The organism is Pedobacter namyangjuensis (genome assembly GCF_003313325.1).
Taxonomy (GTDB): Bacteria; Bacteroidota; Bacteroidia; order Sphingobacteriales; family Sphingobacteriaceae; genus Pedobacter; species Pedobacter namyangjuensis.
Window position 1 is genome coordinate 109,884 of the sequence record NZ_QMHQ01000006.1, and the last position, 24,250, is coordinate 134,133.

The window sequence follows — 24,250 nt, forward strand, 5'->3', positions numbered from 1 at the left end:
ACCGGCTTTAGTTAAATTAGCTACACATGCCTTTGAGATTGCTCCATAAAACGCAATTGGATTTGCCCAAATTTACTAGGGTTCGTTTTCAAAAACTTATCCTTTAAAACGGCAATAAAAATCGTATTTTTGCGCTGAAATGATTTCTATAAACGACTTAACCTTTTTAATTGGCTCTAGAGCCTTATACGACGAAGCGAACTGGCATATTAAACCGGGCGACAGAGTTGGACTTATTGGCGCCAATGGTACCGGAAAATCTACGTTATTAAAGATAATTGTAGGTGAATATGCGCCTTCTTCGGGCAGTGTTTCTATGGCGAAGGATCTAAAAATTGGTTATTTGAACCAAGATTTACTTTCGTACGAATCTCACCACACCATTTTACACGTTGCAATGGAGGCTTTTGAACGCCAAAATCAATTGCACGACGAGATTGAAGAACTGCTAAAAAAAATTGAGACCGACTACAGTGAAGAGACTCTTTATAAACTAAGCGATAAACAGCAAGAGTTTGAGGCATTAGATGGCTATAACATCGAATACAGAGCTAATGAAATTTTAGCGGGTTTAGGTTTTAGCACAGCTGATCAGCATCGCCCTTTAAATACCTTTTCTGGAGGCTGGCGTATGCGTGTAATGTTGGCCAAAATTCTTTTGCAAACTCCTGATATTTTATTACTGGATGAGCCTACCAACCACATGGACTTACCATCTATTAAATGGTTAGAAACATATCTAGGTAGTTTTGAAGGCGCAATCGTAATCGTATCCCACGATAGGTATTTCTTAGATAAAATTGTTCGTAAAACAGTTGAATCTAGAAAAGGTAAACTGACTGTTTATGCCGGAAATTACTCATTCTATGTTGAAGAAAAATCTTTAAGAGGCGAGATTCAGAAAGGCGAATTTAAAAACCAGCAAGCTAAGATTAAGCAAGAAGAACGTTTAATTGAACGTTTTAAAGCTAAAGCGAGCAAAGCCAAAATGGCGCAGTCGCGTATGAAAGCTTTAGATAAAATGGAGCGTGTTGAGGATGTTGATGATGACAACCCAACCGTTAACTTCAGCTTTAAATTTACTAAACCAAGTGGCAGGCATGTAATTAAGGTGGAAAATGTTACCAAGGCTTATCCGAATATCGATATTTTGGAAAACGCCGATGGTCTGATTGAAAAAGGTGACAAAATTGCCTTAATTGGAGCTAATGGTAAAGGTAAGTCTACGTTATTACGTATGATTGCTGGAGCTGAAAGTTTTGCTCAAGGAAAAATTGAAACCGGACATAACGTTACCACAACTTTCTTTGCACAGCACCAATTAGAATCTTTGCACTTAGACAATACGATTTTAGAGGAGTTGCAAGCCTTTGCCCCAAAACATACCGATACAGAACTACGTAGTATTTTAGGCTGTTTCTTGTTTACTGGCGATGATGTTTTCAAGAAAATTAAAGTGCTCTCTGGAGGAGAAAAATCTAGAGTTGCCTTAGCCAAATCGTTAACTACAGACTCAAATTTCTTAATTTTGGATGAGCCTACCAACCACTTGGACATACAGTCGGTAAATATTTTAATTCAGGCTTTACAACAGTACGAAGGAACGTTTATATCTGTTTCTCACGATAGGTATTTCTTAGATAATGTGGCCAACAAAATTTGGTTTATAGAAGAAGAAAAAATTAAGGAATATCCAGGAACTTATGCCGAGTACGAGGAGTGGAACAGTAAAAGGGTAATTCCTGCGCCAAAACCGATTCCGGTAAAACCTACTACCGAAGAGAAGAAAAAACCTGCCGAACCTGCTCCTGCAAATGTGCAACAGCAATTAAAAAAGCTAAACGATAAGTTGAAAAAAGCCGAAGAAGAGATTTCGGTTTTTGAAGCAAGCGTTAAAGATGCCGAGGCTGAATTGGCTAAGGAGGAAGTTTTTTCAAATCAGCATAAATTAGACGAAGCCAACAAAAAATACATGGCCGAAAAAGCATTGTTAGATCATGCCCAAAAAACTTGGGAAGATTTAGCAAATGAAATAATGGAATTGGAGGGATAATTTTTTAGTTTTAACCAAAGATATAAGGATGCACACGGATTTATTTCTTTGTGCATTTTTATTTCAACCATATTGATTACGAATAAGTAGGTAGATATAGAAATTTAAAATGGGTAAATTGTATAAGTTATTTTTCGGATTCTTTCTATTACTGTTGTGTAGCCTTAGTTGCTTTGCGCAAAATCCAGTTTTGGTTTACGACAACAAAATCTATCAGCCCAACATTAAAACCGTTGAGTGTTATAATTCTAAAAAAGAACAATCATTTCCCATCATCGCTTTAAAAAGTAGCGAAACCATAACTTTTGCCTTTGATGATTTACGCGGTGGCAACAAAAACTACAACTACACCATCGAACACTGTACTTACGATTGGAAGCCGTCGAAAATTAATGCGATGGATTATCTCGAATCTTTTAAGGAGGATATTATTTTTAACTATAGGTATTCTTTTAACACGCTACAGAAGTTTACGCATTATCAGCTCACTTTACCAAACGAGCAAATAAAACCAAAACTTGCCGGCAATTACATATTAAAGGTTTACGAAAACGGAAACCCGAAGCAAGTTGTAGTTACGCAACGCTTTTACGTAAGTAATAATGCGGTAAATGTGGGTGCAGACATAGTTCCAAGTAATCAGGTGCAATACAGAAACAGCAAACAAAAAGTAAACTTTTCTGTGTTTCATCAAATGCCTATTGCCAACCCTTATATGGATATAAAAGCGGTAGTAATGCAAAATGCAAACCCGCAAACCGCTATACTAAATACTAAACCTGCTTTTGTAAAACCTGGCGCTTTAGTTTACAACGATTTAAATACCAACGAATTTTGGGCCGGCAACGAATTTAGAAAGTTTGACACAAGAAGTTTTAGGTATAAAGCAGAACATGTACAAGATATTTATAGAGACACTGCCTTAACGGTAATTCTTTTTACCGATCAACCGTACGGAAACAGTAAATACAGCAATCAGTTCGATGAAAATGGCAACTTTTTTATCCGCAATCAAGATGGAAGAGACAATGTTACCGATAGTGATTACGCAAACGTGCTATTCACCTTAAAAGCAAATCCGCAAAGCGCAAAAGGTAATGTTTATTTAGCCGGGCGATTTAATAATTACATGCTAACAGACGACAGTAAACTGTCTTTCGATGCCAGCAGGCAACGTTATTACACCAACTTAAAGTTAAAACAAGGCTTATATGATTTTAAGTACGTTTGGGTTGACGAAAATGGAAAATATGACGATACCATTTTTGAGGGCTCTTTTTTTGAGACCGACAACACTTACCAGGTTTTGGTTTACTACAAAAAACCTGGAGGCCGTTGGGATGAGTTAGTAGGCTTTGTAAATGTTAATTCTGTTAAAAAATAAATTAGTTTCTCGTTGTTCGTCTATCATTTTAAACGAGCAACGAAAAACGAACATCGAACTAAACCTTCAGAATCCAAACAGAAACACTTCCGGCAGGGCATAAAAACTCCCCGAAACCTTCTTCATTTATCACCACCTCTTCGGTTCGGTAACCTAAAACATCTATAAAAGTTTTGCCAGCAAACTTCGCCCCTACTTCCATCGTTTTAAACCCTTCCTCGCCATTGCTTAGTAAAATTGCAAGCGCAGAATTTTCGTGCTCCTCGTCCCCTTCTCTAGTCCACCCAATACAATTCGGATGATCTAAATAATCGCGTTGCAAACCGTATGCTAACAAATCTCTTACTTTTAACATCTGTGGCAAACTAGCTACTGCCTTTAAATCAATTTTATTTCCCTCCTCTTCGTAACTAGCATCGTACAGGTCTGTGTAAAACACACAAGGAATTCCACCTTCTCTCAATAAAATCATGGCGTAAGCTAATGGCCTAAACCATTCTTCAACAAAAGACTCCAAAGATTGTAAAGGTTGCGAATCATGATTATCTACGAAAGTTACAGAAACTAAAGGGTTGTTCTGCACCAATGTATTATCAAAAATTGTTGTTAAATCATACTCCTTACCAGCTTGCGCAGCCAAATAAAAGTTATGGTGTAAAAGCGAATCAAAAAGTTGGGTTCGGCCACCAGTAGCGTCTACGTAACTTTCCAACTCCGCTATATCATCTATAACCCAGTTCTCCGCAACAATTAGCAACTCCTTATCGCAAGCCTCACGCATGGCATCAATCCATTCGTTTAAAAATTCTGTAGAAATATGTTTCACCGCATCAAGCCTAAAGCCATCTAAATTTGCAGTTTCGAAATACCATTTACCCCAATTTTTAAGCTCTTCGCGTACAGCCGGATTTCTAAAATCGATGTCATTGTACATCAGGTAATCGTAATTACCCATTTCTTTAGACGGTACATCTTCCCAACCTTCTCCATATTCGTTTTGGATTGCAAAAATCGACGCCTCTTTCAAATCTTCGGCCCAATCTACTCCGCTAAAACATCTAAAGTCCCAAATAAACTCAGAGTATTTACCTTGCCTACCCGGAAATGTAAACTTTGTCCAAGCCTCTATCTCCAAATTTTCAGAAATAAATTCGTTTCTATCCTCTTCATTAACTCGTTTTACGGTAACTTTCTCCAGCTCATCGCCACCCGCCTTATGATTAAAAATGGTATCGGCAATAACAGAAATACCCTTTTCATGCAAAGCATTAATTGCAGCTAAATATTCTTCTTTGCTACCATACTTTGTGCTAACGCTATTTTTCTGGTCAAATTCACCTAAATCGTATAAATCATACGTATCGTAACCTATAGAATACCCGCCATTTGTGCCTTTATACGCTGGCGGAAACCAAACACCGGTAATACCTAATTGTGCTAAATTATCTGCCTCGTTACGAGCTTTGGTCCATAAATTTTCTTCTTCATTGTAATACCAATGAAAATATTGAATGAGCGTAGTATTTCGCATAGTTTAGGGTTTAGAACACTAATAACCCTAAATGTTGATTTATGTTTGATGAATTTATTTTTCTGGAAACGAAAGTCAATTTTTCATAGCATCTGTAGCCCCGCTTTCTGTTGCAATCTTTTTACCTATAATCTCCCCTGAAGGGGAATTGTAAAAAGTATTTCCACGGCAATCGGGTTTAATTTACGCGGGTTCCGCTCTCATAGTTTATGTAATAATAAAACTATCCTTTTTAAGAAATCTAACAATTTAACACTCAAACACTTTAGCAGGACTTATGGATAACTTTTCACTTTCCACTTTTTACTTCCTACTTTTTCTCTATATTTGCGCAATCCTTGTTCAATGCAAAAAAGAACTCTTTTAGACGGTCAGAAATTCCAAATCACAATTAAGCGACTTTGTCATCAATTAATTGAGAACCACAACGATTTTTCTAATACTGTATTAATCGGAATACAGCCCAGAGGAACCTATTTCGCAGATCGCGTACACCAAGAACTTACCACAATATTAAAATCGAAAACCATAAAAAAGGGTCATTTAGACATAACTTTTTTTAGAGATGATTTTAGACGAAAAGATGGTCTAGTAACAGCAAGCAGCAATACCATAGATTTTATTATCGAAGGCAAACAGGTTATCTTAATTGATGACGTGCTGTGGACCGGTCGTACAATCCGTTCTGCAATGGATGCGCTGTTAGCTTACGGCCGACCAGAAAAAGTGGAGTTAATGGTGCTAATTGATCGCAGGTTTAGCAGACATTTACCTATTGAGCCAAATTACATCGGTCAGCAGGTAGATTGTATAGACTCGCAAAAGGTTAAGGTAAGCTGGACAGAACAAGAAGGCGAAGACAAAGTGGTTTTATTATCAGAAAAGCAATAAGTAAGAAATGGCAGCAGAAAAACTATCAACCCGACATCTTTTAGGCATTAAAGACATTAACCTGAATGATATTGAATTGATTTTCGAAACTGCTGATAATTTTAAGGATGTTATTAACAGACCAATTAAAAAGGTTCCATCTTTAAGAGACATTACCATTGCTAACATCTTTTTCGAGAACTCTACCCGTACCAAACTTTCTTTTGAACTTGCTGAAAAAAGACTTTCGGCAGATGTGGTAAATTTTGCAGCATCTTCTTCATCGGTTAGTAAAGGCGAAACCTTAATAGATACGGTTAATAACATATTGGCTATGAAGGTTGATATGGTGGTAATGCGCCATCCTTACGCTGGTGCAGGTCAGTTTTTAAGCCGACACATAAACGCACAAATTTTAAACGCCGGAGATGGTGCACACGAACATCCTACACAAGCCCTGCTTGATGCTTTTTCTATCCGCCAGAAATTAGGCGATGTTAGAGGCAAAAAAGTAGTAATTGTGGGTGATATTTTACACTCTAGAGTTGCCATTTCTAATATTCTATGCTTACAAAAACTTGGTGCAGAGGTTATGGTTTGTGGCCCTACTACTTTAATACCGAGGCATATTGCCGCATTGGGCGTTAAAGTTGAGCACGATTTAAGAAAAGCCTTAAACTGGTGCGATGTTGCCAATATGCTACGTATACAGTTAGAGCGTATGGATATTAAATATTTTCCAACCGGAAGAGAATATTCTATGATGTATGGCTTAAATAAAGAAATTTTAGATAGCCTAGACAAAGAAATTATCGTAATGCATCCTGGTCCAATTAATCGCGGTGTAGAAATTACAAGCGATGTTGCAGATAGCAAACAATCTATAATTTTAGAACAGGTAGAAAATGGCGTAGCCGTTAGAATGGCTGTTTTGTACCTACTTGCCAGCCAAAACGATTAAATATTTTAGCTTAAAGTATTTGGTAGCTAGCTAATTAAATAGCCAGCTCACCAACTTCCTTACAATCCAACAACATTTTAAAAAACTTACCGTTAAAACAGTGTTATCAACAGATGTTAATTACTTCTGTTGATAAGCTTTGATACTATTTCTAATTTAGTACCAACCATATTTGAAACCTATGCAGAAGAAATTTTTATTTGTGCCCCTAATGTTAGTTGGCGGTGTTAGCGCCAGTTTTGCCCAAGTAAGTCCGTTAATAAATCTCAATAAAAACTACCAAAGTGGCCTAGAGCTATTACACAAAGAGAAATACGTTGCAGCTTCGCAACAATTTAAACTGGTAGAGCAATCTAGAGCCAAGGCTAGTACCCAACAAGAAAGTAACGCAGAACTTTCGTTAATTAAAGAAAACGCAAAATTTTACGCAGCGGTTTGCGCTTTAGAATTGGGCAACGATGATGCTGAAAATTTATTTATGGAGTTTATTAGAGAATATCCACTAAACTCTAATACAAAGCTAGCTTACTTCCACGTAGGTAAATCTTATTTTGCACAAAATAATTATGCCAAGGCTTTAGAATGGTTCGAGAAAACAGATCCTTCTTCACTTTCTCAAAAACAAAGGTTAGAATATCAATTCAAACAGGGCTACGCCTACTTCCAATTAAACGATTTTGAAAAAGCCGAGCCACTTTTCGAAGCGGTAAAAAAAGAAGATTCTCAGTTTAAAGAGAGTGCAACCTATTACTTTGCCTATATCAACTATCTTAATAAGGAATACAAAACTGCGCTTGCAAACTTCGAGAAGCTAAAAGGCTCTCCTACTTACGAGGCAAGTTACCCGTACTACATCACTTCGATGTATTATTTAGATCAGCGTTACGATGATGTAATTGAATACGCTATACCGGCAATGGCAAAAACCAAACAACAGTTTGAGCCAGAAATGCTGAGCTTGGTGGCAGCATCTTATTTTGCTAAAAGCGAATTCAAAAACTCGGAAAAATATTTTGCAGAATTTTATTCGAAAGACAAAAATCAAACTAAAAACAATCTTTTTATTTACCAGTATGGTTACTCATTGTTCCAAAATGCTAAATATAAAGAAGCTATTACCGTACTCGAAAAACTTAATGCAGACGATGTTTACCTGCAAAATGGCATGCATACTTTAGGTAGAGCATCGTTAAAATTAAACAACAAAGAAAAAGCTAGAAGTGCGTTTTTCAGAGCTTCTAGATTAGATTTCGACAAAAATATACAAGAAGAAGCTTGGTTAAGTTATACTAGATTAAGCTATGAACTAGAGTTTAACTCTCAGGCTTTAGAATCTATCCAAGCGTTTATCAAACAGTTCCCGGCGTCTAAAAAAATGAATGAGGCTAGAATTCTTCAGGCCGAAATTCTTTTAACCAGCAAAAACTACCAAACAGCAATTGATATTCTTGAGCCTTTGCAAAACAAATCTCAGGAAGCAAAAGAAGCTTACCAAAAAGCAACTTATTTCAGAGGGCTAGAATATTACAATGAAAGAGCCTTTCCTAATGCTTTATCAATGTTCTTACGTTCTGGAAACTTTAAAGAAGACAAAGAAATTTATGCTTTAAGCGTTTACTGGATGGCGGAATCTATGTACGAACTTAGAAAATATGGCGAAGCAGTTAAAACTTTCGAGCAATTCTTAGAATTGCCTGCCGCGGAAAAAACCGACGTTTACAATTTCGCAAATTACGCTTTAGGATATTCGGCTTTTGAAGACGAAAAATATACAAAGGCAGCAAATTATTTCGAACGCTTTTTAAGAGGAAACGATAAAGATGCTAAAACCGTTACCGATGCTACTATTCGTTTGGCAGATGCTTATTTCGTAAACAAAAACTACGGCGATGCAATGACTAACTACAATAAAATCATCAATGGTAAATTAACCGGCGAAGATTATGCATTGTTTCAACGCGGTATGATACAGGGCTTGCAAAAACAAGAAGACAGTAAGATTACTACCATGCAAAGTTTGCTAAGCAAGTTCCCTAGTTCTAACTATGCTGACGACGCTGGTTTCGAAACTGCATACACTTATTTCGACAAAGGAAACTTTGATAAAGCTAAATCAGATTTAGTAGATCTTGTAGCCAAATATCCGCGTAGTAGTTATGTTCCTCGTGCATTGGTAACCATTGGTTTAGTTCAATATAACCAGGATCAGGATGAGCCAGCGTTAGAATCTTTTAAAAAAGTAATTAGAGATTATCCGAGTGCTCCAGAAGCAAAACAAGCTTTAGAATCAATAAAAAACATCTATGTAGATAAAGGAGACGCAAACGGTTTTATCGCTTATGCAGGCACAACTCCGCTAGGAAATTATTCTAACAGCGAACAAGACAATATCGTTTTCCAAGCTGCTAACAATATTTATTTAAGAGGAGATGCTAAAGGTGCATTTGAAGCTATTAATGCGTATTTTGACAAGTTTCCAAAAGCGATACATGATAAAGAAGCTAAATTTATTAGAGCCGAGTCATTGGTAAAATTAGGTCGTTCTGCGGAAGCTATTGCCGATTACGATTACATCCTGAATGATTGGACCAGCGACTATACTGAGCGTTCTTTAGTTAGCGTTTCAAAGGTATTAATGGCCGAAGGAAAATACAACGAAGCCATTGTTTACCTAAAAAGGTTAGAGACAACAGCCGACTATAAAGTTCACTACAGTTATGCGGTTAATAACTTACTTAAAGCCTATAACGCTTTGGGCATGGCCGATGACATGATGAAATATGCAGAAATTATTAAAACTGCCGATAAATCATCTGAAGAGGAAAAAAACAGCTCCGATTTATTCATCGGTAAAGCCTATATGCTTAAAGCTGATACAGCGCAGGCGGTTAAAGCATTTAACAATGTGGTAGCCAAAACAAAAACCATCGCGGCAGCAGAGGCAAAATACAACTTAGCCCTGGTTCAATATGCCAAAGGCGATTATAAAACTTCGCAAAAAACCTGTTTCGATTTAATAAACAACATGCCTTCTTACGATTATTGGGTGGCTAAATCTTTCATTCTATTATCTGATAACTACTTAGCGCTTAAAGACAAATTACAAGCGAAAAGTACCTTATTAAGTATTATAGATAATTACGACGGCAAGGATGATATTATCCCTACCGCAAAAGAAAAATTAGCAAAAATAAACTAGACCAAAACATGAGATTAGATAAGACCTTATATAGCGCTTTATGCCTTTTAGTTGCTGGTAATTTTGCCGCAAAAGCTCAAGATGTTAAGCCACCAGAAAAAACAGTTAGCGAAGAAATTGAAGTAGTAAGACCATACAAACCGGTTTTAGCAGAAGCGGTAAAGTTAAGACGAAGCCCAGATTTGAATAATGTTGCTACTTATAAAGCAAAATTCAACTACGTTATAACCGATAGAAAATTAGAGTTAAACTCTGATATACAGAAACTACAGGCGCAACGTTTGGCTGATGAAAAAGCAGCACAGCTTGTTAACAATTATGTAAAAGGTGGTATTGGTTCTTTAAGTACCATCTTGGCCGAAGCCTATGTTGGCACAGACAAAGACCAAGCCCTACAAGCAGGTGCTTTTTTTAGACATTTTAGCCAAGAAGGCAAGCTAAACAAGCAAAATGATAACGAACAACAGTTAAGTGTTTTTGGCCGTAGCATTGGCGAAAAAGTAACGTTAAATGGTCGTATTAACTATCAACGTCATGGCCTTTTCTTTTATGGTATCGATGGTTTAAATCCAACTTTAAATCCCGATCCGGCTAGGCAAGTATTTAATTTCTTTGAATTAGAAGGAGAAGTAATTAACAAATACACCCCAGATGAAAACGCCTTAAGTTATGCAGCTAAAGTTAACGCATATACTTTTAGCGATAAATTTGACGCCAGAGAGCAAACTGTTACCTTAACCGGTTACATGAACAAGAGAATTAGCAGTTTTAATTTGGGCTTAGCAGCTGCTGCTGAATTAGGTAAAACCAAAGATATAAATACGAGTTTTTCAAATAACCTATTACGTTTAAATCCATACATCAAATTACAGGCGAGCGGTGTAAAAATAACTGCTGGTGTTAATATGGTTCAGGAGTTTGGCGATAAATCTAAAACCAGAATTTTCCCGGCTGTAACTGCAGACTTCACACTTATTCCAGAATTTTTGCAAGTTTTTGGAGAAGTTAAAGGCGATGTAAACAGAAATACATTAAAAAGTTTTACTGACGAAAATCCGTTCTTAAACGCTAATATTAACATGCAAAACACGGTTGAGAAAATTAGCATTAGTGCGGGTATTAAAGGAACCGGCGGACCAGGTTTTGGCTATAAAGCTCGCTTTTACAGTAAAAAAATTACTGATATGCCTTTGTTTGTTAACAACTTCGAAAACTTCAATAAATTTGACGTGATTTACGATTTCGGAAACATGAAACTACTTGGTTTAGAAGGAGAACTTTCTGTACAAGTTAGCGACGCATTAAAATGGACTGGAAAATTAAACATCGAAGATTACAAACCTGCAGTAGAGAAAGAAAGCTTTTTTAAACCACAATTACGTGTTACATCAAATTTAATGTATGCATATAATAACAAGTTAACTTTTAATGCAAGCTTAGCAGTACAAGGTGATAGCAAAGCTAAAATCTACAGTGTTAATCCTCAAATACAACCGCACGTTTATTTACCAACTCCAGATTACAGTCAGGAAACATACGTAAATGTTAAAGGATTTGCAGATTTAGGTGTTGGTGCAGATTATAAAATCAACAATAAATTTGGAGCATTTATCAAAGCCAATAACTTACTAAATACAAAATACAGCAGATTTTTGTACTACCCTAACAATGGTTTCAATATCTTTGGCGGCGTAAGCTACTCGTTTTAGTAGCTTTGCCCAACAATACTATTGATTGATACAAAATTATAAATTACTTTTACCAGAATGGATATTTTATTATACCTAACAGAACTACTGCAAACCCGCAAAAATGTGGGTGTTGCCGGTTTGGGTACCTTTTATAAAAAGAAATCCCCTGGTAAATACGATGCAGAGAAACACGCATTTTTACCGCCTAGCTTTACACTTGCTTTTACAACCGAGGTAAAAGAAAGCGAAGAACTTTCGAGTTACATTAGCGGTAAAAGAAACATTTCAACTGAATCTGCAAATTACTATATCCAAGAATTCGCAGAGCGGATTCAAAGTCAGCTGGACGAGATACACGAAGCAGATTTAACTCCTATCGGGATATTAAAATTTACCGAGGGAGAAACAATTTTAGTGCCGGCAGAAGAAAGTTACATTGCGCATGATTTTTATGGCTTACCAGAAGTTACCGACACGAAAGGAACTGAAGAAACCGTAAAAGTTGAAGAAGAAAAGCTGGAAGAGATAGTTGCAGAAAACACCTTGGAAGAAGAAAATCCAGGTCAAGAAACTGAAGAGGAAAACGTATTGGCTTTAGATGAACAAGAAACGTTTGAAGAAATTACTGAAGTAACAACGGAGAAAAAAACCTATCATCATCTCTCAGATGAACCACCCGTAATAGAAACTGTAGAAAAAGAAGAATTGGAGGACGTTGCTGAAGTAGCTCCTGTTTTTACAGAGGAACCTAAAAAAACGGTATTTCCTACCCCAGTTTACATAGAAGAGGAAGAGCCTAAAAAGGGAATGCCTTTCTTTTTAAAAGTGTTAATTGCACTTTTGGTTATAGTAGCATTGGGTGCCGTGGTATATTTTGTTAATCCACAATTTTTTAATAACTATTTTAACAAGAACCAAACTAGCTTACAAAACGATAATGTTCCGGTAACTACTCCAGATAGCTTAGGTGTTATGGTCGACACTTCTAAAGAAGATAGTTTGGCGATTAACAATAGCATGGTTACACTACAGAAAGACACTGTAAAAACTAAAACCATTGATAGTAGCAAAGTAGTTGTTTATGAAGTATTGGTAAGTGCAGTTGCTACCGAAAAGAAAGCTAATTCTATTATCAGGAATTTAGCCAAAGAAGGAATTTCGGCAAAAAAAATAAGACTATCCAGAACAATGATTAATATAAGCGCAGGATCATTTTTAGCAGAATATCCGGCCAAGTTATACAGAGATAGTTTAAGAAAAAAATTAAGAAACGAAGGAATTTATATACAACCCATAAACCCAAAAAAATAACATGATTACATTGCTTTTAGCAGTTCAAGACACAGTGAGCCAAGTTATCGATTCAGCAAACGTTGCCGCACCGGGCGTAGTTGCAGCACCAAAAGAACTTCATTTTATTGATTTATTATTTGCTGGTGGCTGGGTAATGGTACCGCTAGCTTTATTAGCATTTTTAGGTTTGGTTATTTTTACCGAGCGTTATTTAACCATTCGCAAATCTTCTAAAGATGAAACCAACTTAATGTTCCAAATTAAACAGAACATACACGAAGGCAGGTTAGACAGCGCAATTGCGTTGTGCAAAAACACCAAATCGCCTTTGGCAAGGATGCTTGAAAAAGGTTTAAAGAGAATTGGAAGACCCATTAAAGATATCGAGGGTGCTATTGAAAACACTGGTAAATTAGAGGTTGCCAAGCTTGAAAAAAACATTGGCATTTTAGGAATTATAGCAGGTATTGCTCCGATGCTTGGTTTCGTAGGTACGATTATCGGTGTAATTACCATCTTTCATGATGTTTCGATTAAAGGAGCGATCGAAATTGGAACAATCTCTGGTGGTTTATACACTAAAATGATTACTTCGGCAACCGGGCTAATCATTGGTATTATAGCATACGTATTGTACCACATTTTAAACATGATGGTCGAAAAGATCATCCTAAAAATGGAAACAGATGCTATCGAATTTATTGATTTATTAGAAGAGCCGGGCAAATAATGAATTTACGCAAGAGAAAAAAAGGTACGGTAGAGGTACATACCTCGGCACTAAACGATATCATGTTTTTTCTACTTTTGTTTTTTCTATTGGCATCTGCAGTAGCAAATCCTCAAGTAGTTAAACTTTTATTGCCACGGTCAGAATCTGGTCAACAATCAACTTCTCAAAAAACTGTTACCGTAACTATAGACGAGAACCTCAATTATTTCGTTGATAAACAAAGGGTAACTTTAGAAGATATGGAAGCAAGCATCCAAACCTACCAACAAGCTGCAACGGATTTAACCATTGTACTCTACGTTGCTAGAGGTGTTTCGATAGAAAATACCATGCAGGTTTTTGATGTGGCCAACAAATTGAAATTAAAAGTTGTTTTAGCAGTAGAACAGAAGAAAAAATAATGCAAACCAACGAAGAAAATAATTATCCAAAAGCATTTGCCATTTCTACCGGAATTATGGCGGGAATGTTGGCGCTTAGCTTTTTTCTAGTAATTGGTGCTTTTGAACCACCAGAAGATGTAGGTATGGGCGGCATGGTTGTAAACTATGGCACCTCGGTAGAAGGTATGGGTACAGATTACACTAGCATTGAAGAACCTTCTGTTGCAGAAAATGCAAACAATCAAATGCCTGACAAGATTACGCCAGAGCAACAAGTTACTCCTACCACTTCTTCTCAAATAAGCGATAAGGATATTGCTACACAGAATAGTGAAGATGCTGTTAGCGTTAACACCAAAGATAAAAAAAGCAATAGTGCGCCAACCAGTGCTAAGGAAACCAAACCAGCAGAGCAAACCATTAACCAAAATGCACTTTACAAGGGCAAAAAGAACAATGGCTCTGGGCAAGGCGATGGTACCGGAAATACGCCTGGTAACCAAGGTAGCATTAACGGCGATCCTTTGGCGCCAAACTATGGCGAAGGTGGATCAGGATTTGGTAACACCCCTATTCCACTTAGACGTTTTTCTAATCTGGTAATCCCTAATGATGATGGACAAAAAACAGGTAGAGTTGCTATTAGAATTTATTTCAATAAAAATGGAGCAATAACCAGAGCCAATCAAGAACTAAAAGGGTCTACAATTACTGATACGGAATTGGTTAACAAATGTATCCAAGCTGTGCTAAATTCTTCACTCAGTAAATCTGATGTTGGTGGCGATAACCAAACAGGCGTAGTTGTTTTTAACTTTAAGGTTAAGTAGTTCGACCAAAAAATTCATGCACTAAGCATTTAGCAAAAAATGACTTACGCCCAAACACTAGACTTTCTCTACAGTAAATTACCAATGTTTACCAGAGTTGGTGCTGTGGCAATAAAAAAAGACTTGCATAATACATTGGCTATGTGCAAAGCTTTGGGAAATCCGCAGAACAAATTCAAGAGCATACATATTGCTGGTACAAATGGCAAAGGCTCAACATCGCACATGTTGGCCGCAATTTTTCAAAAAGCTGGCTACAAAACCGGACTATATACCTCTCCACATTTAAAAGATTTTAGAGAGCGTATTCGGGTTAACGGAAAGATGGTTTCAAAGGCCTTTGTTAAGGATTTTGTAAACGAGCAAAAAAAGCTAATTCAAGAGATTGAACCTTCATTTTTTGAAGTAACTGTAGCTATGGCGTTCGATTATTTTGCCAAACAAAAGGTAGATGTGGCGATTATCGAGGTCGGTTTAGGCGGCAGGTTAGATTCTACTAATATTATAATGCCTGAACTGTCGGTAATTACAAATATCAGTTTAGACCATACTAACATTCTCGGTAATACCTTGCCAGAAATTGCCTTTGAAAAAGCAGGAATAATCAAACCAAACATTCCTGTAATAATTGGCGAAAGGCATTTAGAAACCGAAGCTGTATTTATTACAAAAGCAACCGCCCAAAATGCAAATATCAGCTTTGCTGAAGATGTTGTGGACATTACGAATATTAAAAAAAATGCAAATTACTTAAGTGCCAACTTTAATTTCAAAAACGGAGAACAACTTGAAAACTTAAAATCGGATTTGACTGGTAGTTATCAAACTAAAAATCTTCTCACCGTATTGGCATCTGTAGATCAGTTAAACAAAATTGGCGTTAATATAAGTTTAGATGCGGTAAAAGACGCATTAAGAAACGTTAAAAAAATTACCGGCTTGCAAGGTAGATGGCAAACGCTTAGTAAAAATCCATTGGTAATATGTGATACTGGTCACAACAAGGCCGGAATTACCGAAGTTCTTCAAAATATCAATCAAACTCCGCATCAAAATCTTCACTTTGTGATAGGGATGGTGAACGATAAAGATATAAGTGGCGTGTTAGCATTACTTCCAAAAAATGCAACTTACTATTTTTGCCAACCAAATCTAGAAAGGGCTTTAAACGTCCAACAGCTTTATAATCAAGCAAAAAATTACCAACTTGTCGGAAAAACTTATTTATCTGTTAAAGAAGCTTTTGTAACTGCTAAAGCAAATGCAAAGCCCAATGATCTTGTTTTTGTAGGTGGAAGCACCTTTGTTGTAGCAGAAGTTTTATAATAAATTCATTTTTACTTCACAATCATATTCCTATTTTTACTACTTACAAAAACCAGTATAATGAGGAAGATACTTTTATTAGTCGTATTAATTTCAACTTTCAATCAAATTCACGCTCAAAAGTCGATTAAGCCTAAAACCACAGTTACACAATACCCAAAGACTGTAGACAGACCTAAGTTAGTGGTTGGCTTTGTTGTTGATCAAATGCGATGGGATTACCTTTACCGTTTCTACGATCGTTTCTCTAACGGTGGCTTCAGAAGGTTAATTAACGAAGGTTTTTCTGCCGAAAATACACTTATCCCCTATTTACCTACACAAACAGCTTGTGGTCACGCGTGTATCTATACAGGTTCCGTACCAGCTTTAAACGGCATTGTTGCCAACTCTTGGTACGATTCTATGGTAGGTAGAGACGTGTATTGCGTAGAGGATAAAAGTCAGAAAACAGTGGGTAGTACTTCAAATGCAGGTTTAATGTCTCCAAAAAATCTTCAAGTTAATACCATAACTGATGAGTTACGTATTGCTACAAATTTTCAAGCAAAAGTTATCAGTATTTCTCTAAAAGATAGAGGTTCTATTCTTCCAGGTGGTCACTCGGCAAATGCTGCGTATTGGCATGATGGATTAAGTGGAAACTGGATTACCAGTACACACTATATGGATAAATTACCAAATTGGGTTAACGAAGCTAATGCCAAAAGAGAAGGAGATAAATTTTTTGCGAACGATTGGAATACACTTTACCCAATTGAAACCTATGTAAGCAGCGACTCAAATAATGTAGCTTACGAAGGCCGTTTCAAAGACGAAACAGAGTCTTCATTTCCTCACAAAACCAAACAATACATCGGTAAAAATAACGAAATGATTAAAAGTTTGCCGTACGGCAACACCATGACTATCGATTTCGCGAAACTAGCTGTCGAAAAAGAAGAGTTAGGTAAAGACAATATCACTGATTTTTTGGCTATTAGTTGTTCTGCAACAGACTACGTAGGCCATCAGTTCGGTCCTAATTCAATTGAAATTGAAGATACCTACCTTAGGTTAGATAAAGATTTAGAAGGGCTCTTTAACCACCTAGATAAAACTGTAGGAAAAGGAAATTACTTGTTCTTCATTTCTGCAGATCATGGGGTTGCACATGCACCGGAGTTTTTAGCCAAAAATAAAATTCCAGCCGAAAGATTTACATCTAGGGCATTATACAGAAGTTTAGATACCTTAATGCAACAAAAATTTCAACTTAAAAAATCTATTGTTACCGTAACAAATGACCAGGTAATTTTCGATCATGAAGTAATTGAAAACAGTAAATTAGATTTTACAATGGTAAAAAATGCAGCTATTAATCACCTTAAAAAGCAAAAAAGTGTAAGCAATGCAATAGATTTAACAAATTTGTATAACACCACTATACCAGCAGAACTAAAAACCAGATTAGAAAATGGTTACAATCCAAAACTAAGTGGCGATATTCAAATTATCAACCATGCGGCGTGGTATAATTCAAGTTCACCTTCCGGAATAGGTCATGGTGGCTGGTACAATTACGATTCGCATATCCCGCTAATTTTTATGGGCTGGAATATTAAACCTGGTAAAACGTCTAAACAATATTACATGACAGATATCACCGCTACCCTAGCGACGATGTTGCGTATACAAATGCCTAATGGTTCTATTGGCAATCCAATTACCGAAATAACTAAATAAGATTAATTTAGAAAGTCAAAAGCAGGGCTACGATTATCGTAAGCCCTGCTTTTTGCTTATAGTCCTCACTCCACTTCGTTTCATTGCGGGCTATGCGCTCCAATCAGGCTTAAAAAAGTTAAACAGTGCAACAAACCCAAGTTGCAAGCCGTAAATATCATTTCCTTATTTGCACTTTGTATTTAAGGCTTAGGCGTACCGCAACTCCAAATAATTGCACAAACCGTAGTGCTATAAACGGGATATAAGTGTAAATCTCCCGATTTTTCATCGGGAATTGAAACGATTAGCCCTACTAACGTTAATAACAGCATTTGGCACTGCTTTTCAATAAAATAGTTCATTCTTCTGTATCTATTAAGTGATTAACATTGCCAATCCTTAGTTTTTACTAACTTTGTAAACCAAATACAAAAACCTATAATGGAACAAATACAAGTCTACAAACCAAAAAATAAAATTCGTTTTGTAACTGCTGCAGCCCTTTTTGATGGCCACGATGCAACCATAAATATTATGCGCCGCATCTTGCAGTCATCTGGTGCAGAAGTTATCCATTTAGGCCATAATCGTTCTGTAGAAGAAGTTGTAAATTGCGCCATTCAAGAAGATGTGCAAGGTATCGCCATGACATCTTATCAAGGTGGCCATATCGAATATTTTAAATACATGTACGATCTTTTGCAAGAAAGAGGTGCAAAACATATAAAGATTTTTGGCGGTGGCGGTGGTGTAATTTTACCTACAGAAATTGCAGAGTTGCAAGCCTACGGCATTACTAGAATTTACTCTCCAGATGATGGTCGTAAAATGGGCTTACAAGGCATGATAAACAACATGCTCGAACAAACCGATTTCATTACCACTAAAGCCATTACTAACGAGTTAAGCTACATTCCACAAAAAGAGGTTAAAAGCATTGCCTCTGCTATAACCGTTGCAGAAAACGATCCAGAAGGTGCTCAAAAATTTGTAGACGAGTTAAAGAAACTAACGCTAAACAACCAAGCTCCGGTTTTAGGTATAACAGGAACTGGCGGTTCTGGTAAATCATCTCTGGTAGATGAACTAGTACGAAGATTTTTAATAGAAGTAAAAGACAAAACTTTAGCTATTATTTCCGTCGACCCATCTAAACGAAAAACAGGCGGTGCATTGTTAGGCGATAGAATTAGAATGAATGCAATTAATAATCCTAGGGTTTATATGCGTTCGTTAGCCACACGACAGGCAAATTTAGCATTGTCTAAAAACGTACAAGAAAGCATTGACATTTGCAAAGCAGCCGGCTATGATTTGATTATTGTAGAAACCTCTGGTATTGGCCAATCAGATACAGAAATAACAGAACATTGCGATGTTTCTCTGTATGTAATGACACCAGAGTTTGGTGCTGCAACGCAATTAGAAAAAATCGATATGCTGGATTTTGCAGATTTGGTTGCCATTAATAAGTTTGATAAACGTGGTGCTTTAGATGCCTTACGCGATGTGCGTAAACAATACAAGCGTAACCATAATCTTTTTGACGCAAAAGACGAGGATATTCCTGTTTATGGAACAATGGCGTCGCAATTTAACGATCCCGGAATGAATAATCTTTTTGTTGCTTTGCTTAAAGGCATAAAGGATAAAACGGGAACGGATTTTATTTCAGGGATGGAAACTACAGAAATTCAATCCGAAAAAATTTATATCATCCCGCCAGATAGAATACGTTATCTTTCTGAAATTGCTGAAGCGAGTCAAACTTATAACGAGTGGGTAGAAAAGCAAAGTAAAATTGCCCGTAAACTCTATCAATTGCAAGGTGTAATGTCTTTTGCTAATGATTTTGAGAATTTTGGTGAGGGATTAAAAGAAGCGTATGATTATTTAGACGAACAACTTGATGGCGATTGCAAGCGTTTACTTCGCCAATGGCCAGAAACTAAGTTAAAGTACAAAGCCGAACATTTTATTTATAAAGTACGCGATAAGGAAATAAAGCAACCGTTATATTACGAATCGTTATCTAAACTACAAATTCCGAAGGTTTCTTTACCACGGTACGAAGATTGGGGTGACATATTAAGATGGTTACTTACGGAGAATGTGCCCGGAGAATTTCCTTATGCTGCTGGCGTATTCCCACTTAAAAGAGATGGTGAAGATCCGACACGTATGTTTGCCGGCGAGGGTGGTCCAGAGCGTACGAACAAAAGATTCCACTATGTTTCTTTGGGTCAACCTGCACATCGTCTATCAACCGCTTTTGATTCGGTTACGCTTTATGGTGAAGATCCGCATGTGCGACCAGATATTTACGGTAAAATAGGTAATTCTGGCGTTAGTATAGCTACGCTAGATGATGCTAAAAAACTATATTCTGGTTTTGATTTATGTGCGCCTTCAACTTCTGTTTCCATGACCATAAATGGCCCTGCGCCTATGCTGCTAGGCTTTTTTATGAATGCAGCTATAGATCAGCAGTGCGAAAAATATATCATCGAAAATGAGCTTCAAGTAGAGGTTGAAAAGAAAATAACTGAGATTTATAACGCAAAAGGTTCAAAAAGACCAAGTTATCAGGGAGAATTACCGATAGGAAATAACGGTTTGGGCCTAATGTTGTTAGGCGTAACCGGCGACCAAGTTTTGCCAGCTGATGTTTATGCAAAAATTAGAGCATATGCAATTAGTGCCGTTAGAGGTACCGTACAAGCGGATATTTTAAAAGAAGATCAAGCTCAAAATACTTGTATTTTCTCAACTGAGTTTGCTTTACGAATGATGGGCGATATTCAGAAATACTTTATCGATGAAAAAGTACGAAACTTCTACTCTGTTTCTATCTCAGGCTACCATATTGCAGAGGCTGGAGCAAATCCAATTTCTCAATTAGCATTTACCCTGAGTAATGGCTTCACTTTTGTAGAATATTACCTAAGCAGAGGAATGAATATTGATGATTTTGCACCAAATCTTTCGTTTTTCTTTAGCAATGGCATCGATCCAGAATATTCGGTGATTGGTCGCGTGGCCAGAAGAATTTGGGCAAAGGCTATCAAAAATAAATACAAAGGCAACGATCGTTCACAAAAATTAAAATACCACATTCAAACTTCTGGCCGTTCATTACATGCGCAAGAAATTGACTTTAATGATATAAGAACTACGTTACAAGCCTTGTATGCCATCTATGATAACTGTAATTCGTTACATACAAATGCATACGATGAAGCAATTACTACGCCAACAGAAGAATCTGTTCGCAGAGCGATGGCAATTCAACTTATTATAAACCGTGAATTAGGCCTCGCAAAGAACGAAAATCCGCTACAAGGAGCGTTTATTATTGAAGATTTAACAGATTTAGTGGAGGAAGCAGTTTTAGCTGAATTTAAGCGAATTAATGATCGAGGAGGTGTTTTAGGAGCGATGGAAACCATGTATCAACGCGGAAAAATCCAAGAAGAAAGTCTCTATTACGAAACACTAAAACACACCGGCGAATTTCCAATCGTTGGTGTAAATACGTTCCTAAACAAAAATGGTTCTCCTACAATTGTGCCAGGCGAAGTTATCCGCGCAACAGAAGAAGAAAAAGAATATCAAATTACAGCATTAAAGGATTTTCAAAACAGAAATGAAGACCATACTTCAGTGGCACTAAAAAACCTGCAAAAATCTGCAATCGCAGGTGAAAATATCTTTTCGCATTTGATGGAAGTTTGCAAAATTTGCTCGTTGGGTCAAATTAGTAAGGCCCTATATGAGGTTGGTGGCCAGTATCGCAGAAATATGTAAAAAGTAACATTAATCACTTTATGTAGAGACATTTATGATGATTTTTTAGGTGGTAATAGATAAATTAGCTTCACTTGAAATTCACTAAAACATCATAAATGTCTTTACTAAATTATATACCAGCATCAGAAGCTGTAAAAAAGATAAAATCGGGCAATAGGGTATTTTTACATGGGAGCGCTGCAACGCCTATACATATCATTCATGCGCTTCAAAATCGACACACAGAACTTAAAAATGTAGAGCTGGTAAGTATTACCAGTTTTGGCGATGTAGATTTTAATGATGAAAAATATAGAGAAAGCTTTTTCATCAATTCATTATTCGTCTCGGCAAATACACGCAAAATTGCAAATAGCAATCACGGAGATTACATTCCTATCTTCTTAAGCCAAATCCCTCAGCTTTTTAAAACAAATATTCTTCCTGTCGATGTAGCAATAATTCATGTCTCGCCACCAGATGCTCATGGATACTGTTCTTTGGGGACATCTGTAGATATTGCTAGGGCAGCTGTTGAAGTTGCTAAATATATTATTGCTCAAGTAAATCCAAATATGCCACGTACGCATGGTGATAGTTTTTTACATGTTGATAAAATAGACGCTCTGGTTTGGCATGAAGCAGAACTCCCCGAAATCAATTACGAAACAGGCGCAACCGATGCGATACGGTTAATAGGAAAAAATATAGCAGAGCTGATAGACGACGGCGCTACTTTACAATTAGGTATTGGTACAATCCCAGACCAAGTGCTAAAAAACCTAATCAATCATAAAAATCTTGGTTTACATACCGAAATGCTGTCAGATGGAGTAATTCCGCTTATCAAAAGCGGAGTTATAAATAATAGCAGAAAAAGAATAAATAAGGGAAAATCAGTTACTAGTTTCATGGCTGGCACAAAAAGCCTTTACAACTTTGTAAATGATAACCCAGAAATTGAGGTGTTAGATATTAGCTATGTAAATGATACGAGTGTTATCCGAAAAAATGATGATATGATTGCTATAAATAGTGCCATAGAAATAGATCTAACCGGACAAGTTTGCGCAGATTCGATCGGAACTTATCAATATTCTGGAATCGGCGGACAAATGGACTTTATGCGTGGTGCCTCACTTTCACAAGGTGGAAAACCTATTATAGCGCTACCATCAATAACAAACAAAGGTATTAGTCGCATTACACCTTTTTTAAAGGAAGGCGCTGGCGTAGTTACAACTCGGGGCCATGTTCATTGGATTATTACAGAATATGGTAAGGTAAATCTTTTCGGCATGAATCTAAAGCAAAGGGCGAAAGCGCTCATCAGTATTGCGCATCCCAGGCATCAAGAAAACCTAGAAAGAGCTTTCTACGAAAGGTTTAAATAAAAAAGGCGGGTTTTGCAACCCGCCTTCTCTTTATGCATGAATCCATTTAAATTTATAGTCGATACTTGGATTTTTCATCCGCTCTGCAACTCGCAAAAGTCTATTTGGCAAGTTTACGATATAATCTCTGGCTTTTTCTCCTGCTTCGTTTAATTCCTTCATACCCTCGATATTCCATTCCACAATAAGTTGCTTCAAAATATCTACATAATCAACAGCGGTGTAAACGCCTAATCTTTGCGCAGCATCAGTAAAATGACCAAAAACTTGCCCAATCGGTAAACCAACTTCTCTCAAAAAGTGAGCCGGCATAACAATCTTTTTCTTCATCATATCTTCAAAAGCAAGCATTGCTTCAGTAGCATCAACTTTAAAAATCTGACCAATAAAGTCTTTGTATGCTTTAGCGTGTCTAGCTTCATCAGATGCTATTACACCGCACATTTTCGATAGTAATGTATCACCATCTTTCTTAGCCAAAGAAGCTACACGTCTATGTGAAACGTTTGTAGCCATCTCTTGAAAAGATGTGTATATAAAATTTCTATAAGGATCGTGACCTGTACCAATATCGAAGCCGTCTGCAATTAGATATTGAGTAGACATTTCCATTTGACGCATATCAACGCGACCAGACAAATACAAATATTTATTTAATAAATCGCCATGTCTATTTTCTTCTGAAGTCCACTGTCTATTCCATTTCATCCATCCGCCCTCTTCATCCTTGCTTACACCTTCAACCATAGCTAACCACGATTCGTAAGTAGGTAATGCTTCTTCAGTTATAGTATCGCCAATTAATACAGCAACTAAATCATAAGATAACTCGCTAGCACTTTGCTGCAAGTCTTTTATTTTTTCAAAAAAATCATCTTTGGTCGAATCAGGCAAAAAATCAGATGGTTGCCAAATTTCATCAATAGGCTTAAGATACTCAGGCATCATCTCTAGCATATACTTTTCGATATGCTGCATTACTTCCCTTCTTTTTTCTACGAAAAAACTCATGTATTTATATATGATTTATAAATAACAAAGATACATAATTTATCTGTTAACGCCGAAACTAATATTGGATTATGCCTTCGGCAGCGAACTACGGG

16 protein-coding genes are annotated in these 24,250 nt (G+C 36.8%); 14 read left to right on the top strand and 2 right to left on the bottom strand.

Translation table 11 applies throughout. The features are described from left to right. Nucleotides 1-139 precede the first annotated feature (139 nt). Nucleotides 140-2,053 (top strand): ABC-F family ATP-binding cassette domain-containing protein, encoded by a 1,914-nt coding sequence (locus DUT69_RS18820; RefSeq protein ID WP_113654828.1) that lies wholly within the window; start codon nucleotides 140-142, stop codon nucleotides 2,051-2,053. Nucleotides 2,054-2,171: 118 nt separating this feature from the next. Further along, on the top strand, nucleotides 2,172-3,437 hold the full coding sequence (locus DUT69_RS18825) for a type IX secretion system plug protein (RefSeq protein ID WP_240186767.1): 1,266 nt from the start codon (nucleotides 2,172-2,174) through the stop codon (nucleotides 3,435-3,437). A 58-nt stretch (nucleotides 3,438-3,495) separates the two neighbouring features. Here DUT69_RS18825 and DUT69_RS18830 read toward each other — a convergent pair whose 3' ends face one another. Then, nucleotides 3,496-4,968, bottom strand: coding sequence for an alpha-amylase (locus DUT69_RS18830; protein ID WP_113654830.1), 1,473 nt, complete (start codon nucleotides 4,966-4,968; stop codon nucleotides 3,496-3,498). Nucleotides 4,969-5,313: 345 nt separating this feature from the next. Here DUT69_RS18830 and pyrR point away from each other — a divergent pair, with 345 nt between their 5' ends. From pyrR to DUT69_RS18890, 12 genes are all read left to right on the top strand, one after another. Beyond that, nucleotides 5,314-5,859: a bifunctional pyr operon transcriptional regulator/uracil phosphoribosyltransferase PyrR gene (pyrR, locus tag DUT69_RS18835; RefSeq protein WP_113654831.1), complete on the top strand. Its 546-nt coding sequence runs from the start codon at nucleotides 5,314-5,316 to the stop codon at nucleotides 5,857-5,859. A 7-nt stretch (nucleotides 5,860-5,866) separates the two neighbouring features. Then, the gene (locus DUT69_RS18840) at nucleotides 5,867-6,799 is read left to right on the top strand and encodes an aspartate carbamoyltransferase catalytic subunit (RefSeq protein ID WP_113654832.1); all 933 of its coding nucleotides are present in this window, start codon (nucleotides 5,867-5,869) and stop codon (nucleotides 6,797-6,799) included. 181 nt (nucleotides 6,800-6,980) lie between these two features. After that, the gene (locus tag DUT69_RS18845) at nucleotides 6,981-9,998 is read left to right on the top strand and encodes a tetratricopeptide repeat protein (protein ID WP_113654833.1); all 3,018 of its coding nucleotides are present in this window, start codon (nucleotides 6,981-6,983) and stop codon (nucleotides 9,996-9,998) included. A gap of 8 nt (nucleotides 9,999-10,006) precedes the next feature. Further along, entirely contained in the window at nucleotides 10,007-11,707 is a 1,701-nt protein-coding gene (locus DUT69_RS18850; RefSeq protein ID WP_113654834.1) for a porin family protein, read from the top strand. Between the two features lie 57 nt (nucleotides 11,708-11,764). Further along, nucleotides 11,765-13,000 carry an HU domain-containing protein gene (locus tag DUT69_RS18855; protein ID WP_113654835.1) on the top strand — a complete coding sequence of 412 codons (1,236 nt, stop codon included), beginning with the start codon at nucleotides 11,765-11,767 and terminating at the stop codon, nucleotides 12,998-13,000. Between the two features lies 1 nt (nucleotide 13,001). Further along, nucleotides 13,002-13,712: a MotA/TolQ/ExbB proton channel family protein gene (locus tag DUT69_RS18860; RefSeq protein ID WP_113654836.1), complete on the top strand. Its 711-nt coding sequence runs from the start codon at nucleotides 13,002-13,004 to the stop codon at nucleotides 13,710-13,712. Then, nucleotides 13,712-14,116, top strand: a complete 405-nt coding sequence (locus tag DUT69_RS18865) for an ExbD/TolR family protein (RefSeq protein WP_113654837.1) — start codon at nucleotides 13,712-13,714, stop codon at nucleotides 14,114-14,116. The genes DUT69_RS18860 and DUT69_RS18865 overlap by 1 nt, the downstream gene beginning before the upstream one ends. After that, nucleotides 14,116-14,928, top strand: coding sequence for an energy transducer TonB (locus DUT69_RS18870; protein ID WP_113654838.1), 813 nt, complete (start codon nucleotides 14,116-14,118; stop codon nucleotides 14,926-14,928). Before DUT69_RS18865 ends, DUT69_RS18870 begins: the two co-directional genes overlap by 1 nt. A 39-nt stretch (nucleotides 14,929-14,967) precedes the next feature. Next, a complete protein-coding gene (locus DUT69_RS18875) occupies nucleotides 14,968-16,254 on the top strand; it encodes a bifunctional folylpolyglutamate synthase/dihydrofolate synthase (protein WP_113654839.1) in 1,287 nt (428 codons plus the stop codon). A 60-nt stretch (nucleotides 16,255-16,314) separates the two neighbouring features. Beyond that, the gene (gene pafA, locus DUT69_RS18880) at nucleotides 16,315-17,979 is read left to right on the top strand and encodes an alkaline phosphatase PafA (RefSeq protein WP_113654840.1); all 1,665 of its coding nucleotides are present in this window, start codon (nucleotides 16,315-16,317) and stop codon (nucleotides 17,977-17,979) included. Nucleotides 17,980-18,402: 423 nt separating this feature from the next. Next, nucleotides 18,403-21,768 (top strand): methylmalonyl-CoA mutase family protein, encoded by a 3,366-nt coding sequence (locus DUT69_RS18885; RefSeq protein ID WP_113654841.1) that lies wholly within the window; start codon nucleotides 18,403-18,405, stop codon nucleotides 21,766-21,768. A 98-nt stretch (nucleotides 21,769-21,866) separates the two neighbouring features. Beyond that, nucleotides 21,867-23,144 carry an acetyl-CoA hydrolase/transferase family protein gene (locus tag DUT69_RS18890; RefSeq protein ID WP_113654842.1) on the top strand — a complete coding sequence of 426 codons (1,278 nt, stop codon included), beginning with the start codon at nucleotides 21,867-21,869 and terminating at the stop codon, nucleotides 23,142-23,144. A 30-nt stretch (nucleotides 23,145-23,174) separates the two neighbouring features. Here the strand turns inward: DUT69_RS18890 and DUT69_RS18895 are convergent, their stop codons facing one another. Continuing rightward, complete coding sequence (locus DUT69_RS18895; protein WP_113654843.1) at nucleotides 23,175-24,155, bottom strand: acyl-ACP desaturase; 981 nt, start codon at nucleotides 24,153-24,155, stop codon at nucleotides 23,175-23,177. Nucleotides 24,156-24,250: the final 95 nt, after the last annotated feature.